This is a genomic window from Microbacterium sp. 1S1 (genome assembly GCF_008271365.1).
GTDB lineage: Bacteria > Actinomycetota > Actinomycetes > Actinomycetales > Microbacteriaceae > Microbacterium.
The window spans coordinates 1-13,993 of record NZ_CP043430.1 but is presented as its reverse complement, the minus strand read 5'-3'; the positions used below and the strand labels follow the sequence as shown (position 1 = coordinate 13,993).

7 protein-coding genes, 1 tRNA gene and 3 rRNA genes are annotated in these 13,993 nt (G+C 64.1%); 8 read left to right on the top strand and 3 right to left on the bottom strand.

Annotated elements, in window-relative coordinates; translation table 11 throughout:
- Positions 1–223 precede the first annotated feature (223 nt).
- On the top strand, positions 224–3,904 hold the full coding sequence (locus FY549_RS00060; RefSeq protein WP_259614198.1) for an AAA family ATPase: 3,681 nt from the start codon (positions 224–226) through the stop codon (positions 3,902–3,904).
- A gap of 261 nt (positions 3,905–4,165) precedes the next feature.
- On the opposite strand, the gene mscL is transcribed toward FY549_RS00060, so the two are convergent.
- From mscL to FY549_RS00040, 3 genes are read right to left on the bottom strand one after another with little or no spacing between them, the layout of a single operon-like run.
- Positions 4,166–4,597: a large conductance mechanosensitive channel protein MscL gene (mscL, locus tag FY549_RS00050; protein WP_149083283.1), complete on the bottom strand. Its 432-nt coding sequence runs from the start codon at positions 4,595–4,597 to the stop codon at positions 4,166–4,168.
- Between the two features lie 24 nt (positions 4,598–4,621).
- Complete coding sequence (locus tag FY549_RS00045; protein ID WP_149083282.1) at positions 4,622–4,894, bottom strand: FmdB family zinc ribbon protein; 273 nt, start codon at positions 4,892–4,894, stop codon at positions 4,622–4,624.
- Between the two features lie 15 nt (positions 4,895–4,909).
- Positions 4,910–5,506, bottom strand: a complete 597-nt coding sequence (locus FY549_RS00040) for a 5-formyltetrahydrofolate cyclo-ligase (protein WP_149083281.1) — start codon at positions 5,504–5,506, stop codon at positions 4,910–4,912.
- A gap of 40 nt (positions 5,507–5,546) precedes the next feature.
- Here FY549_RS00040 and galU point away from each other — a divergent pair, with 40 nt between their 5' ends.
- The 7 genes from galU to rrf all read left to right on the top strand — a co-directional run bounded on the left by galU (position 5,547) and on the right by rrf (position 13,993).
- Positions 5,547–6,434, top strand: a complete 888-nt coding sequence (gene galU / locus FY549_RS00035) for a UTP--glucose-1-phosphate uridylyltransferase GalU (RefSeq protein WP_149083280.1) — start codon at positions 5,547–5,549, stop codon at positions 6,432–6,434.
- Between the two features lie 45 nt (positions 6,435–6,479).
- The gene (locus tag FY549_RS00030) at positions 6,480–7,091 is read left to right on the top strand and encodes a GNAT family N-acetyltransferase (protein ID WP_149085923.1); all 612 of its coding nucleotides are present in this window, start codon (positions 6,480–6,482) and stop codon (positions 7,089–7,091) included.
- A gap of 80 nt (positions 7,092–7,171) precedes the next feature.
- The gene (locus FY549_RS00025; protein ID WP_149083279.1) at positions 7,172–8,026 is read left to right on the top strand and encodes a hypothetical protein; all 855 of its coding nucleotides are present in this window, start codon (positions 7,172–7,174) and stop codon (positions 8,024–8,026) included.
- A gap of 51 nt (positions 8,027–8,077) precedes the next feature.
- Positions 8,078–8,150 (top strand) — tRNA-Ala (locus FY549_RS00020).
- Positions 8,151–8,725: 575 nt separating this feature from the next.
- A 16S ribosomal RNA gene (locus tag FY549_RS00015) occupies positions 8,726–10,250 on the top strand.
- 412 nt (positions 10,251–10,662) lie between these two features.
- Positions 10,663–13,770, top strand: a 23S ribosomal RNA gene (locus tag FY549_RS00010).
- 111 nt (positions 13,771–13,881) lie between these two features.
- Positions 13,882–13,993: ribosomal RNA gene (gene rrf, locus FY549_RS00005) — 5S ribosomal RNA — on the top strand.
- The 16S, 23S and 5S rRNA genes sit together here, the layout of an rRNA operon.

The window sequence follows — 13,993 nt, the reverse complement described above, 5'->3', positions numbered from 1 at the left end:
CCCCATCCTGACCGCCCTTACCGAGAGGGAAGGCGTCGTCGGGGGTGCTCTGCGCGTGTCCGGTGGACAACGAGCATGGGTGGCGAGAAGGGGAGGAGCAGTCTGACGTGTGCGACGTGCGGTTTTTCACCGGAAACCCGCCGGGGATACCGGTCTCCGGCCGTGTCGCGCCTAGGGTGTGAGTGTGTGGCGACGGGAAAGCAGGTCTGCGGACGACACGGCGGTGGACAGCGCTGTGTCCCTCGGCGACCTGCACGACGCATCCACCGGTGTCGGCATCGCGCATGCGGCCGAGGCCGAGCGGACACGGCTGCGCGCGGAGGCGGCCGATCTCGGCGGTCCCTCGCCGCTGAGCAGCTTCCGTGACGGTCCGGAGTCGGGCATCGACATCTCCAAGGCGCACCCCGGCAGCCTTCCTCAGTTCATCACCGGCAAGTCGACGCTCCTGTCCAACCTCTTCCGGGACGAGGTGGGACTACGCACGGCACGGCTGGCCGCCGAGCGGATCACCGCCAAGAACACCGAACTGCGCACGGTCCGCGGCATCGAAGCCGTGCACCTCGCCGTCGGCGTCGCCCGCTGGCGCATCGGTGGAGCGGGGTTCGCCGCGCCCGTCCTGCTCCGGCCATTGGCGATCCGGCGCCATCACACCGATTTCGAGCTGAAGCTGCAGGGCACTTTCGAAGTCAACCCCGAGCTCGTCCGGATCACTCGCGAGCATTTCGGGCTGTCCCTCGACGCAGCGGCGCTCGCTGCCCTCGCGTACGACGGGGGCATCTTCAAGCCGCAGCCGGTGATCGACAGCCTGCGTGCCCTCACCCGCTCCATCGACACGTTCTCCGTCGAGCCCCGGCTCGTCGTCTCCACGTTCGCGGACGTCGCCGGCGCGATGTCCCGCGACGGGAGCGGACTCGACCACGTGATGCTGAACGCGCTCGGTGGTCATGTCGGCGATCGGGAGCAGGTCACGGCGGCCCGCGCGATCCCGCACCATGTGGGTCCCGACGACCGCGCGCCCGCGTCGGACAACCTGCTCCTCGACGCCGACGCGGAGCAGGAGGCGGTTCTCGCCCGCGTCGCCGCCGGGCATTCGCTCACCGTTGCGACGCTCCCGGGGACCGGAGGGACGCAGACCGTCATCAACGCCCTGGGTGAGCTGGTCCGCGCAGGCAAGAAGGTGCTCGTCGTCTCCGCGCGCCGGTCCACGTTGGACGGTGTGCGCCACCGCCTCGCCGGCATCGGCCTCGACAGTCTCGCCGTGTCCCCGACGAGCCTGCGGCGCGACCTCGTCCGCGCGATCGGCCGGAACGAGAAGGCGACGGCTCCGAAGGTCGGCGAGGTCGACGACGCGCTCGTCCGACTGCGCACGGTGCTGCGCGACTACCGGGACGCGCTGACGGTGCCGGTCCCGGGCCTGGACGCCTCCGTCCTCGACGCCACCAGAGAGCTCACCCGACTCGCCTCGCTTCCGGTCCCCCCGTCGACCACGGCGCGGCTGAGTGTCGACGCGCTGCGGCGTCTGGCGAAGGACCGGACGGAGGCGGCGGCGACGCTGGCGCAGGCTGCGCGGCTCGGCGAGTTCCGCGTCGGGCCGAACGACTCGCCCTGGTACGGAGTCAGCTTCGGGAGCACGGAAGCCGCGCGGGCTGCGCACGAGCTCGCCGGACGCCTCCACGCCGACAGCGTGCCCGCCCTGCTGGAGCGCGGTTACGAACTCATCGCGCAGACGCACATGCGGCCGTTCTCCACCATCGACGAGCTCGGCGAGTATCTCCGGCTGCTGCAGGGGATCCGGGACACCCTCGACCGCTTCAGCCCTACCGTCTTCGAGCGCCCCCTCGGGGAGCTCATCCAGGCCCACGGCTCGCGGCGCGATGCGCCCGGGATGTCCGGGGCCAACCGCCGACGGCTCCGCCGGCTGGCGAAGGAGTACGTGCGCCCCGGGGTGCACGTGACCGAGATGCACGAGGCGCTGCTGCGCATCCAGACGCAGCGCACCCAGTGGCAGCGCTACGTGGACGCCGGCGTCGCGCCGGAGATCCCCCTCGGCCTCGCCGACGTTTCCGCCGCCTGGCAGCGGGTCGAAGCGGAGCTCGCGGAGCTGGATGCGGCACTCGGTCGCCGAGAGCCCCTGTCGTCGCTGCCCGTTGCGCGACTCGTGCGGATGCTGGCCGGCCTCGCCGCGAAGTCGGACGTCTTCGAGAACCTCGTCGAACGTGCGCAGCTGCGCGACAAGCTCGCACTGCTGGGCCTGGAGCCCCTGCTCACCGAGCTCTCCGTCCGTCACGTGTCCGAGGCGCGCGTGGGGGAGGAGCTCGAGTTCGCCTGGTGGCAGTCCCTCCTCGAGCGCGCGCTCCAGGACAACAGGGCGTTGCTGGGCGCGAACACCGCCGTGGTCGACCGCTTGGAGCGTGACTTCCGGCTCGTGGACGAGGCGCACGCGGCGATGGCGGGACCGCTGCTGGCGTGGCAGCTCGCGAACCAGTGGCGCATCGCCATCGTCGACGAGCCTGAGCAGTCGCAGCACCTGCGCCGTGCGCTCACCCAGACGTCAACGACGGCCGCCGAGATCGTGAGCGCCGCTCCCGCCCTCGTGGACGTGCTGGCTCCGGTCTGGATCTCGTCGCCGTATCGCGTACCCGAGATCCCGGACGCGGTGGAGTTCGACACCGTGCTGCTCGTCGACGCGGCTGCGATCAACCTCGCCGAGGCGGCCCCGGCCATCCGGCGAGCTCGCCAAGTCGTCGCCTTCGGCGATCCGGTGACTCAGCGCCCCACCCCCTTCCGCATCGCCGTCGACCCGGGTGAGGAGTGGGAGGCCGAGGTCCCGTTCGACGACGTGTCCGTCTTCGAGCGGCTGTCGGAGCTCCTCCCGGTCATGACCCTCACCCGGAGCTACCGGGCGGGGGGCGAGGACCTCGCGGAACTCATCAACGACGCGTTCTACGGCGGCGAGATCGTCTCTTTGCCCTGGGCCGGCTCCTACCTCGGGCGCGGCAGCCTGACCGTCGACTACGTCGAGGGCGGGACGGGAACGCCGGACCCGGTCTCCGGGGCGGTCGAGAGCCCCGACGCCGAGGTCGCTCGCGTCGTGACCCTGGTGGTGGAGCACGCGGTACATCGTCCGGCCGAGTCGCTCATGGTCGTGACCGCGAGCGCGCGGCACGCGGAGCGCGTGCGCGCGGCGGTGACCGCCGCCTTCGCCGGGCGCTCCGATGTGGCGGACTTCGTCTCCCGCGACACCGCGGAACCCTTCGCCGTGCTCACGCTCGAGGAGTCGGTGGCGGAGAGCCGTGACCGGGTGATCTTCTCCCTCGGCTTCGGGCTCACGAAGCACGGACGGGTGCTCAGCGACTTCGGTGACCTGTCGACCCCCGACGGCGAGCGACTGCTGACCGTGAGCATGACCCGCGCGCGGCGCTCGATGGTGATCGTGTCGTCGATCCGGCCCTCGGCGTTCGACGACGGTCGTCTCGAGCACGGTGCGGCGACGCTCATGTCGATCCTCGGCGGTCTCGCGGCGCGGGCCCGCGACGCGCGACTGGAGGACCTGGCCGATCCGCTCACCCTGGCGCTGGCCAGGGAGCTGCGTCGTCTTGGTGCCTCCGTCGACGTCGACTACCGGGGGCTCCTGCCCCTCGTGGCACAGCACAACGGCAAGGCCGTGGTGATCGAGCCCGACCCGGAATCCCGCGGGGAGTCGTTGCGCGAGACCCTGCGCCTGCGTCCGCACGTCCTCCGCCGCCTCGGCTGGCACTACGTCCGCGTCCACGCGTTCGACCTCTACAGCGACCCGCGCACCGTCGCGTCGCGGATCGCGACGGTCCTCGGGATCTCAGAGACGGCCCCGCGCGCGGAGAACGACACGCAGCCTCTCGACCTCGGCGACCACCGGAATGACTGAGGACCGGGACGAGGCGCGTCAGCGCGTCGTCCGGGTGCCGGGTTCGCGGCGCGCACGACTGACCGCGGTTCCCGGCAGCGACCCGGCGCCCGAGGCCCCAGCGGCCGAGCCGCCGCGCCGATCCGTCCCGGGCGGCCGGAAGGGTCCCAACGACGATCAGCTCCTCCGTGACGTGCCCCCGCATTACTGACGCGCCCGCGTCCGCGACGAGAAAGACCCACGGCCCTCCGAGGAGAGCCGTGGGTCGTGAGTTCGGTGCGGTCAGGCGCCGCGCGGCCCCTGCTGGGCCTTGAGCAGATCGCGGATCTCGACGAGCAGCTCGGCCTCGGTCGCGGCCGCCGGCTCCTCCTGCGGCTCCTCGGCCGGCGTTCCCTTGCGCGCTTCGACGTGCGCCTTGAAGGTGTTCATCGGCAGCACGAACACGAAGTAGACCACCGCGGCGACCGCGAGGAAGCTGATGATCGCCGAGATGAGGTCGCCGATCGGGAAGACGACCGTCTCGCCATAGATGTTCGTGACGGGGATGCCGAACTTGCCGGCGGCGTCGGCTTTGAGGAAGAGCGCGATCAGCGGGTTGATGACGCTGTTCACCACCGCCGTCACGACGGCCGTGAAGGCGGTGCCGATGACGACCGCGACGGCCAGATCGATGACGTTCCCGCGGAGCAGGAAGTCCTTGAAACCTTTGAGCATGGAAACCCCCAAGTCGACGGCGCCTCAGTTCGAGGCGGGAGTCGACGCAGCGGCCGGTTTGGCGCTCGTCGTCGAATCCGACTTCGATGATGCCGAAGCCTCTTTCGAACCTCCGGATTTGGCGCGCGAGTCCGTGCGATAGAAGCCGGAGCCGTTGAACGTCACGCCGATGGAGCCGTACTGCTTGCGCAGCGCGCCGCCGCATTCGGGGCAGACCGTGAGCGCATCGTCGGAGAAGCTCTGGACGGCATCGAACTGGTGCCCGCACGCGGTGCAGGCATAGGCGTAGGTGGGCATGGCGGTCCTTGCGGGTCAGCGTCGCCGTGGCGACAGGTGCAGAGTCTGCGACGGGGTCACGATGCCGTCGACCGGCTGATCGTGCACCTCACGCGGCAGTTCGTCGAGTACCTCGGAATCATAGATCACCGCGTACACCGGAGGGCATTTCTCCATGGAGCCGATGGTCTTGTCGAAGTAGCCGCGGCCCCAGCCCATCCGCATGCCCGAGCGGTCGACGGCGGCGGCGGGCACGATCATCAGGTCCACGTCGTTCACTGCGATGGGCCCGAGCACCTCGCCGGTCGGCTCGGGCAGACCGTGCAGTCCCTCGGAGACCTCGTCGGTGTCGTCGGCGACGGCCCAGTCCAGCAGCCCGTCCGAGCGGGTGACCGGGAGGAGCACCCTGATCCCGCGCCGGACGGCCCTCGTCACGAACTCGCGCGTGCCGGGCTCCGTGGTGGTGGAGAGAAAGCAGGAGACCGAGCGGGCACCGAGCTCGTCCACCAGGGCGTCGAGCCGTTCTCCGATCGCGGCGGCAGCGGATTCGCGCTGCGTATCGGACAGAAGCTGACGCCGCTCGCGCAGCTCCGCGCGGAGGGCTCGCTTGGCGTGCTCGACGTCGGTAGCCATGGTCCGAGTCTAGGGCGGCACCCACGGGTAGGCTGTGGGAATGGCTCACGAGAAGATCAAGGCTGTCATTCCCGCTGCAGGGTTGGGGACACGATTCCTGCCCGCGACGAAGGCGATGCCGAAGGAGATGCTCCCCGTCGTCGACAAGCCGGCGATCCAGTACGTCGTCGAGGAGGCGGCGGACGCCGGCATCGAGGACATCCTCGTGATCATCGGACGCAACAAGAACGCCATCTCCAACCACTTCGACTCGGTGCCGGAGCTCGAGGTGAAGCTCATGGAGAAGGGCGACACGGGCCGCCTGGAGCGCGTGATGAAGTCGAGCGACCTCGCCGACATCCACTTCGTCCGCCAGGGCGAGCCCAAGGGGCTCGGCCACGCGGTCCTCCGTGCCAGGACGCACGTCGGCGACAGTTCTTTCGCGGTGCTGCTCGGGGACGACCTGATCGACGAGCGCGACCCGCTGCTCACCGAGATGATCGCGGAGCACGAGCGCACCGGCGCGGCCGTCATCGCCCTCATGGAGGTCGACCCGGACAACATCCACATGTACGGTGCCGCGGCGGTGGAGGAGATCGAGGGATCCGCGGCCGTGCGCGTCACGGACCTCGTCGAGAAGCCCGCGAAGGAGGACGCCCCGTCCAACCTCGCGATCATCGGTCGCTACGTGCTCCCGGCCTCCGTGTTCGACATCCTCGAGCGCACGGAACCCGGGAAGGGCGGAGAGATCCAGCTCACGGATGCGCTGCAGGAGCTCGCGACCGCCGACGGCGGACCCGGCGTGGTCGGCGTCATCTTCCGTGGACGCCGCTACGACACCGGCGACCGGGTGGACTACATCAAGGCGATCGTGCAGCTCGCGGCGGACCGAGACGACCTGGGCGACGAGCTGCGCCCCTGGCTCAAGGACTTCGCGGAGCGCCTCTAGGCGTCTCGCGGGCAGCGGAGGGACGGCGTGGAGCTGTTGGCGGGAATGCAGCACGGGCCGGTCGAACTGCGCCTCATCCGGACGAAGGACGCGCGGCCCCTCCAGCAGGAGCTGCTCGCGAACCGTTCCTGGTTGCAGCCGTGGGAGGCGACGGTCCCGCACGGGGCCGTCTCCTTCGACATGCGTGTCGGTATCCGTCGGCTGCTCCAGCAGTACCGCGACGGCGGCGGGTACCCGTTCGTCATGGAGTACGACGGTGAGATCGCGGGGCAACTCAACGTGTGGGGTGTAGCGCGCGGTTCGCTCTGCTCCGCGACGATCGGCTACTGGGTGAGCGAGCGGTTCGCGGGTCGGGGGATCACCCCGACCGCGGTCGCCCTCGCCACTGACGCCTGCTTCACGGAGTACGGGCTGCACCGGATGGAGATCTGCATCCGTCCCGAGAACGCCGCGAGCCTGCGGGTGGTGCAGAAGCTGGGCTTCCGCTACGAGGGGCTGCGTCGCAGGTACATCCACATCGACGGGGACTGGCGCGATCACTACGCCTTCGCGCTGACGCAGGAGGAGGTCCCGCAGGGCGTCCTCGCCCGTTGGGTCCACGGACAGGTTCCGCCGAATGCGGCGGCCATCCCTCCCGCCGACCGCCTCGCCCTCTGAACCCCACCCGCCGGGAGACTCGCCGCGACACGCGCCCCGACTGCACGGCGCGCCCGCTCCGGCCCCGTTACCGTTGACCTATGGACGGGCCGGTGCTGAGCGGGGGAGTGATCGTGCTCGTCGCCGTGCTCCTCTGGATGCTGTATCTGCTGCCCTCGTGGCGCGGACGCTTCCAATACAACGCGGCCGAGCGCAATGCGGTCCGCCTCAACCAGGCCTTGCGCGTCCTCGCCGAGACGAGCGAGACGCCCGGCGAGGTGCACATGGAGCTCAACGCCCGAACCGTGGTCGCGCAGCAGAAGCTCGCGAAGAGGCTGCAGGCCCAGCGCGAGGCCGCCGAGCTCGAGGCGCTGCGCCAGGAACTCGCCGCCACGCGCGCTGACCCCGTCGTCCGCCAGGCCCGTGCCCGCCGCCGCGTGCGCATGGCGGCCACCGCCATGCTGCTGCTGGGTCTCGTGGCCGTGGGGCTCGGCATCTGGCAGCTCCTCGCCACGGGTGGCGCGGTGCTCCTCTGGAGTGGTGGCACCGCGGCGCTGGTCGCGACGATGATCCTCCAGCGCATGGCGTCGGTCGCCGTCCGCGCCGCACGCCGTCCGAGCGCAGCGGTCGCTGAGCCAGTGGGGGAGCGCGTCGCGCCTGCGCTTCACGATCAGGGCCCCGCGACGTGGACCCCTCGCCCGCTTCCCGAGCCCATGGTGTCGGTGGCCGGCTCTCGCGCCCAGGCCGCCCGTGCCGAGATCGACGCGCAGGAGGAGCGCCGCAAGGCCGCCCGTGTCGCCGCCCTTCGCGCGCGCGCCGAAGAGATGGCGCCGGCAGCGCCGGTCAGCCTTCCTGCGGCATCCGCGGAATCCCCCTATGCACGGATGGGATTCGTCGACGACGCCGAGATCGAGGCGCATGTGCGGGAGCTTCTCGCGCGACGCGCCGCCGGGTGAGCCCCGCGGTGAGAGCACGTCCCGCGGCGTGATAACGTAGATGTCGTTCACGGGCCTATGGCGCAGTTGGTAGCGCGCCTCGTTCGCATCGAGGAGGTCAGGGGTTCGAATCCCCTTAGGTCCACAGAACACGAAAGCCCCGGGTCATGTACCCGGGGCTTTCGTCGTATCCGGCGCCGTTGCGCTCCTCGCCAGCGGGCACAGATCGGGGACAGGGCGCGACACGCCCGGGAGTCGCCGGTGATTTGCCCGATGCCCGGAACCCACGTAAGTTATTACCTGTTCGCCCCAAACGGTTGAGCGGAGGTCCTCGGACCGGCTCCCGTCAAGCATCGAACACCTCCCGAATCCAGAGAAGCTCAGCAGAGCGATCCGGACGAAGGTGCTGACTCGTTCCCTCGAGCAGGTCGCCGAACGGCGATTTGACAAAGGAAGCGAGATCGGTAAGATAGAGAAGTTGCCCTGCGGGCCTGGTTGTGATGGCTGGGTCGTGGGAGCATCCGATCCTTGAGAACTCAACAGCGTGCACTTGTCAAATGCCAAGTAACCTCGATTCAGCTTCGGCTGGATGAGATTCCTTTGGATCAAAGACCAACCTCCTTGTGGGGTTGGCAACGGATAGTCAGCAATGATTTATCTCTTTGGTCAGCATCAAACTCGCTGCGTTCCGGTTTTTCCCCGGTTCGTATGCAATTTCTTTTTACGGAGAGTTTGATCCTGGCTCAGGATGAACGCTGGCGGCGTGCTTAACACATGCAAGTCGAACGGTGAACACGGAGCTTGCTCTGTGGGATCAGTGGCGAACGGGTGAGTAACACGTGAGCAACCTGCCCCTGACTCTGGGATAAGCGCTGGAAACGGCGTCTAATACTGGATATGTGACGTGACCGCATGGTCTGCGTTTGGAAAGATTTTTCGGTTGGGGATGGGCTCGCGGCCTATCAGCTTGTTGGTGAGGTAATGGCTCACCAAGGCGTCGACGGGTAGCCGGCCTGAGAGGGTGACCGGCCACACTGGGACTGAGACACGGCCCAGACTCCTACGGGAGGCAGCAGTGGGGAATATTGCACAATGGGCGCAAGCCTGATGCAGCAACGCCGCGTGAGGGATGACGGCCTTCGGGTTGTAAACCTCTTTTAGCAGGGAAGAAGCGAAAGTGACGGTACCTGCAGAAAAAGCGCCGGCTAACTACGTGCCAGCAGCCGCGGTAATACGTAGGGCGCAAGCGTTATCCGGAATTATTGGGCGTAAAGAGCTCGTAGGCGGTTTGTCGCGTCTGCTGTGAAATCCCGAGGCTCAACCTCGGGCCTGCAGTGGGTACGGGCAGACTAGAGTGCGGTAGGGGAGATTGGAATTCCTGGTGTAGCGGTGGAATGCGCAGATATCAGGAGGAACACCGATGGCGAAGGCAGATCTCTGGGCCGTAACTGACGCTGAGGAGCGAAAGGGTGGGGAGCAAACAGGCTTAGATACCCTGGTAGTCCACCCCGTAAACGTTGGGAACTAGTTGTGGGGTCCATTCCACGGATTCCGTGACGCAGCTAACGCATTAAGTTCCCCGCCTGGGGAGTACGGCCGCAAGGCTAAAACTCAAAGGAATTGACGGGGACCCGCACAAGCGGCGGAGCATGCGGATTAATTCGATGCAACGCGAAGAACCTTACCAAGGCTTGACATATACGAGAACGGGCCAGAAATGGTCAACTCTTTGGACACTCGTAAACAGGTGGTGCATGGTTGTCGTCAGCTCGTGTCGTGAGATGTTGGGTTAAGTCCCGCAACGAGCGCAACCCTCGTTCTATGTTGCCAGCACGTAATGGTGGGAACTCATGGGATACTGCCGGGGTCAACTCGGAGGAAGGTGGGGATGACGTCAAATCATCATGCCCCTTATGTCTTGGGCTTCACGCATGCTACAATGGCCGGTACAAAGGGCTGCAATACCGTGAGGTGGAGCGAATCCCAAAAAGCCGGTCCCAGTTCGGATTGAGGTCTGCAACTCGACCTCATGAAGTCGGAGTCGCTAGTAATCGCAGATCAGCAACGCTGCGGTGAATACGTTCCCGGGTCTTGTACACACCGCCCGTCAAGTCATGAAAGTCGGTAACACCTGAAGCCGGTGGCCTAACCCTTGTGGAGGGAGCCGTCGAAGGTGGGATCGGTAATTAGGACTAAGTCGTAACAAGGTAGCCGTACCGGAAGGTGCGGCTGGATCACCTCCTTTCTAAGGAGCATCTGACGCTTCGGCGTCCAGAACCCAGATCGAAGGCGCACGTTCTTCGCTGGGAGCTCATGGGTGGAACATTTGACATGGAATCGAGATTGTTTCTCTGATTAGTACGCAGCTTGCTGCAGGAACGTTGGGGGGATGGGTTTCGGTGCCGGCACGCTGTTGGGTCCTGAGGGACCGGATGCGGATCTTTCGGGATCTGGTCTGAACCTCTGGACCTCTTTCTGTTTGTCCCTGTTGGGGGCAGGTGGATGGGGGTTCCGCCCGTACTTTGAGAACTACACAGTGGACGCGAGCATCTTGCAACTGATCTTCGGATTGGTTGCGCAAGATGATCTTAAAGATCATTAGTCAATTTCTGATTCAGTCTTCGGACTGGTCGGGTTTTTGATTCAAACTCATGTGATTTCAAGTCTTTAAGAGCAAACGGTGGATGCCTTGGCATCTGGAGCCGAAGAAGGACGTAGCAATCTGCGATAAGCCCTCGGGGAACTGATAAGCAAGTTTTGATCCGAGGGTGTCCGAATGGGGAAAACCCCGCTGGGCGGCGTGCCGACCTAGTGACTCCCGCCTGAATATATAGGGCGGGTAGAGGGAACGTGGGGAAGTGAAACATCTCAGTACCCACAGGAAGAGAAAGCAACCGCGATTCCGTTAGTAGTGGCGAGCGAAACCGGATCAGGCTAAACCGAGTGTGTGTGATATCCGGCAGGAGTTGCATATTCGGGGTTGTGGGACTCACCAGTCAGTTCTGCCGAGCTGGCGACGTTACAGAAGCGTATAGACGAACGGTCTTGAAAGGCCGGTCATAGAGGGTGCCAACCCCGTAGTCGAAATGCGTGTTCTGGCGTGGAGAGTATCCCAAGTAGCACGGGGCCCGTGAAATCCCGTGTGAATCTGTCAGGACCACCTGATAAGCCTAAATACTCCCAGATGACCGATAGCGGACAAGTACCGTGAGGGAAAGGTGAAAAGTACCCCGGGAGGGGAGTGAAATAGTACCTGAAACCGTTTGCTTACAAACCGTTGGAGCACCCCTGGTAGGTGTGACAGCGTGCCTTTTGAAGAATGAGCCTGCGAGTTAGCGATATGTGGCGAGGTTAACCCGTGTGGGGTAGCCGTAGCGAAAGCGAGTCTGAATAGGGCGATTCAGTCGCATGTCCTAGACCCGAAGCGAAGTGATCTATCCATGGCCAGGTTGAAGCGACGGTAAGACGTCGTGGAGGACCGAACCCACTTAGGTTGAAAACTGAGGGGATGAGCTGTGGATAGGGGTGAAAGGCCAATCAAACTTCGTGATAGCTGGTTCTCTCCGAAATGCATTTAGGTGCAGCGTTGCGTGTTTCTTGCCGGAGGTAGAGCTACTGGATGGCCGATGGGCCCTACAAGGTTACTGACGTCAGCCAAACTCCGAATGCCGGTAAGTGAGAGCGCAGCAGTGAGACTGTGGGGGATAAGCTTCATAGTCGAGAGGGAAACAACCCAGACCACCAACTAAGGTCCCAAAGCGCGTGCTAAGTGGGAAAGGATGTGGAGTTGCTCTGACAACCAGGAGGTTGGCTTAGAAGCAGCCACCCTTGAAAGAGTGCGTAATAGCTCACTGGTCAAGTGATTCCGCGCCGACAATGTAACGGGGCTCAAGCACGCCACCGAAGTTGTGGCATTGACATTATTGGTAGGCCTTCGTGGTCCAGCCGTGTTGATGGGTAGGAGAGCGTCGTGTGGCCAGCGAAGCGGCGGTGGAAACCAGCCGTGGAGGCTACACGAGTGAGAATGCAGGCATGAGTAGCGAATGACGTGTGAGAAACACGTCCTCCGAAAGACCAAGGGTTCCAGGGTCAAGCTAATCTTCCCTGGGTAAGTCGGGACCTAAGGCGAGGCCGACAGGCGTAGTCGATGGACAACGGGTTGATATTCCCGTACCGGCGAAGAACCGCCCAAGCTAATCCAGTGGTGCTAAACGTCCGAGCCTTCACATCGTTGCCTTCGGGTGACACCGTGGAGGGGAGCACGTGACCCCATGCTGGTGCGGTTAGCGTATTAACAGGTGTGACGCAGGAAGGTAGTCCAAGCCAGGCGATGGTTGTCCTGGTGCAAGTGCGTAGGCCGAGTCGTAGGCAAATCCGCGACTCATACAGGCTGAGACACGATGCGGATAAAAAGTGGATGATCCTATGCTGCCGAGAAAAGCATCGACGCGAGGTTCTAGCTGCCCGTACCCCAAACCGACTCAGGTGGTCAGGTAGAGAATACCAAGGAGATCGAGAGAATCGTGGTTAAGGAACTCGGCAAAATGCCCCCGTAACTTCGGGAGAAGGGGGGCCTTCGACGTATTAGGACTTGCTCCGAAAGCGTTTGGAGGCCGCAGAGACTAGTGGGTAGCGACTGTTTACTAAAAACACAGGTCCGTGCCAAGTCGCAAGACGATGTATACGGACTGACGCCTGCCCGGTGCTGGAAGGTTAAGAGGACCGGTTAGCCGCAAGGCGAAGCTGAGAATTTAAGCCCCAGTAAACGGCGGTGGTAACTATAACCATCCTAAGGTAGCGAAATTCCTTGTCGGGTAAGTTCCGACCTGCACGAATGGCGTAACGACTTCCCAACTGTCTCAACCGCGAACTCGGCGAAATTGCATTACGAGTAAAGATGCTCGTTACGCGCAGCAGGACGGAAAGACCCCGTGACCTTTACTACAGCTTGGTATTGGTGTTCGGTGTGGCTTGTGTAGGATAGGTGGGAGACTTTGAAGCGGTGACGCCAGTTACCGTGGAGTCATTGTTGAAATACCACTCTGGTCACTCTGGATATCTAACTTCGAACCGTAATCCGGTTCAGGGGACAGTGCCTGGTGGGTAGTTTAACTGGGGCGGTTGCCTCCCAAAAAGTAACGGAGGCGCCCAAAGGTTCCCTCAACCTGGTTGGCAATCAGGTGGCGAGTGTAAGTGCACAAGGGAGCTTGACTGTGAGACTGACAGGTCGAGCAGGGACGAAAGTCGGGACTAGTGATCCGGCAGTGGCTTGTGGAAGCGCTGTCGCTCAACGGATAAAAGGTACCTCGGGGATAACAGGCTGATCTTGCCCAAGAGTCCATATCGACGGCATGGTTTGGCACCTCGATGTCGGCTCGTCGCATCCTGGGGCTGGAGTAGGTCCCAAGGGTTGGGCTGTTCGCCCATTAAAAGCGGTACGCGAGCTGGGTTTAGAACGTCGTGAGACAGTTCGGTCCCCTATCCGCTGCGCGCGTAGGAAGTTTGAGAGGATCTGACCCTAGTACGAGAGGACCGGGTTGGACGAACCTCTGGTGTGTCAGTTGTTCCGCCAGGAGCACCGCTGATTAGCTACGTTCGGGATGGATAACCGCTGAAAGCATCTAAGCGGGAAGCCGGCCTCAAGATGAGACTTCCATACCTTCGGGTGAGAGGCTCCCAGCCAGACTACTGGGTTGATAGGCCAGATGTGGAAGCACGGTAACGTGTGCAGCTGACTGGTACTAATAAGCCGATGACTTGATAACACACCGTTTGTTGGTGCTTGCGTCCACTGAGTGGTTCTCGATGTACGGTCGAGAACTACCTTCAACAATGATTCATCATTGCTTTAGGTTTGATTGAAACATCAATAGTGTTTCGGCGGCCATAGCGTGAGGGAAACGCCCGGTCACATTCCGAACCCGGAAGCTAAGCCTCACAGCGCCGATGGTACTGCAGGGGGACCCTGTGGGAGAGTAGGACCCGCCG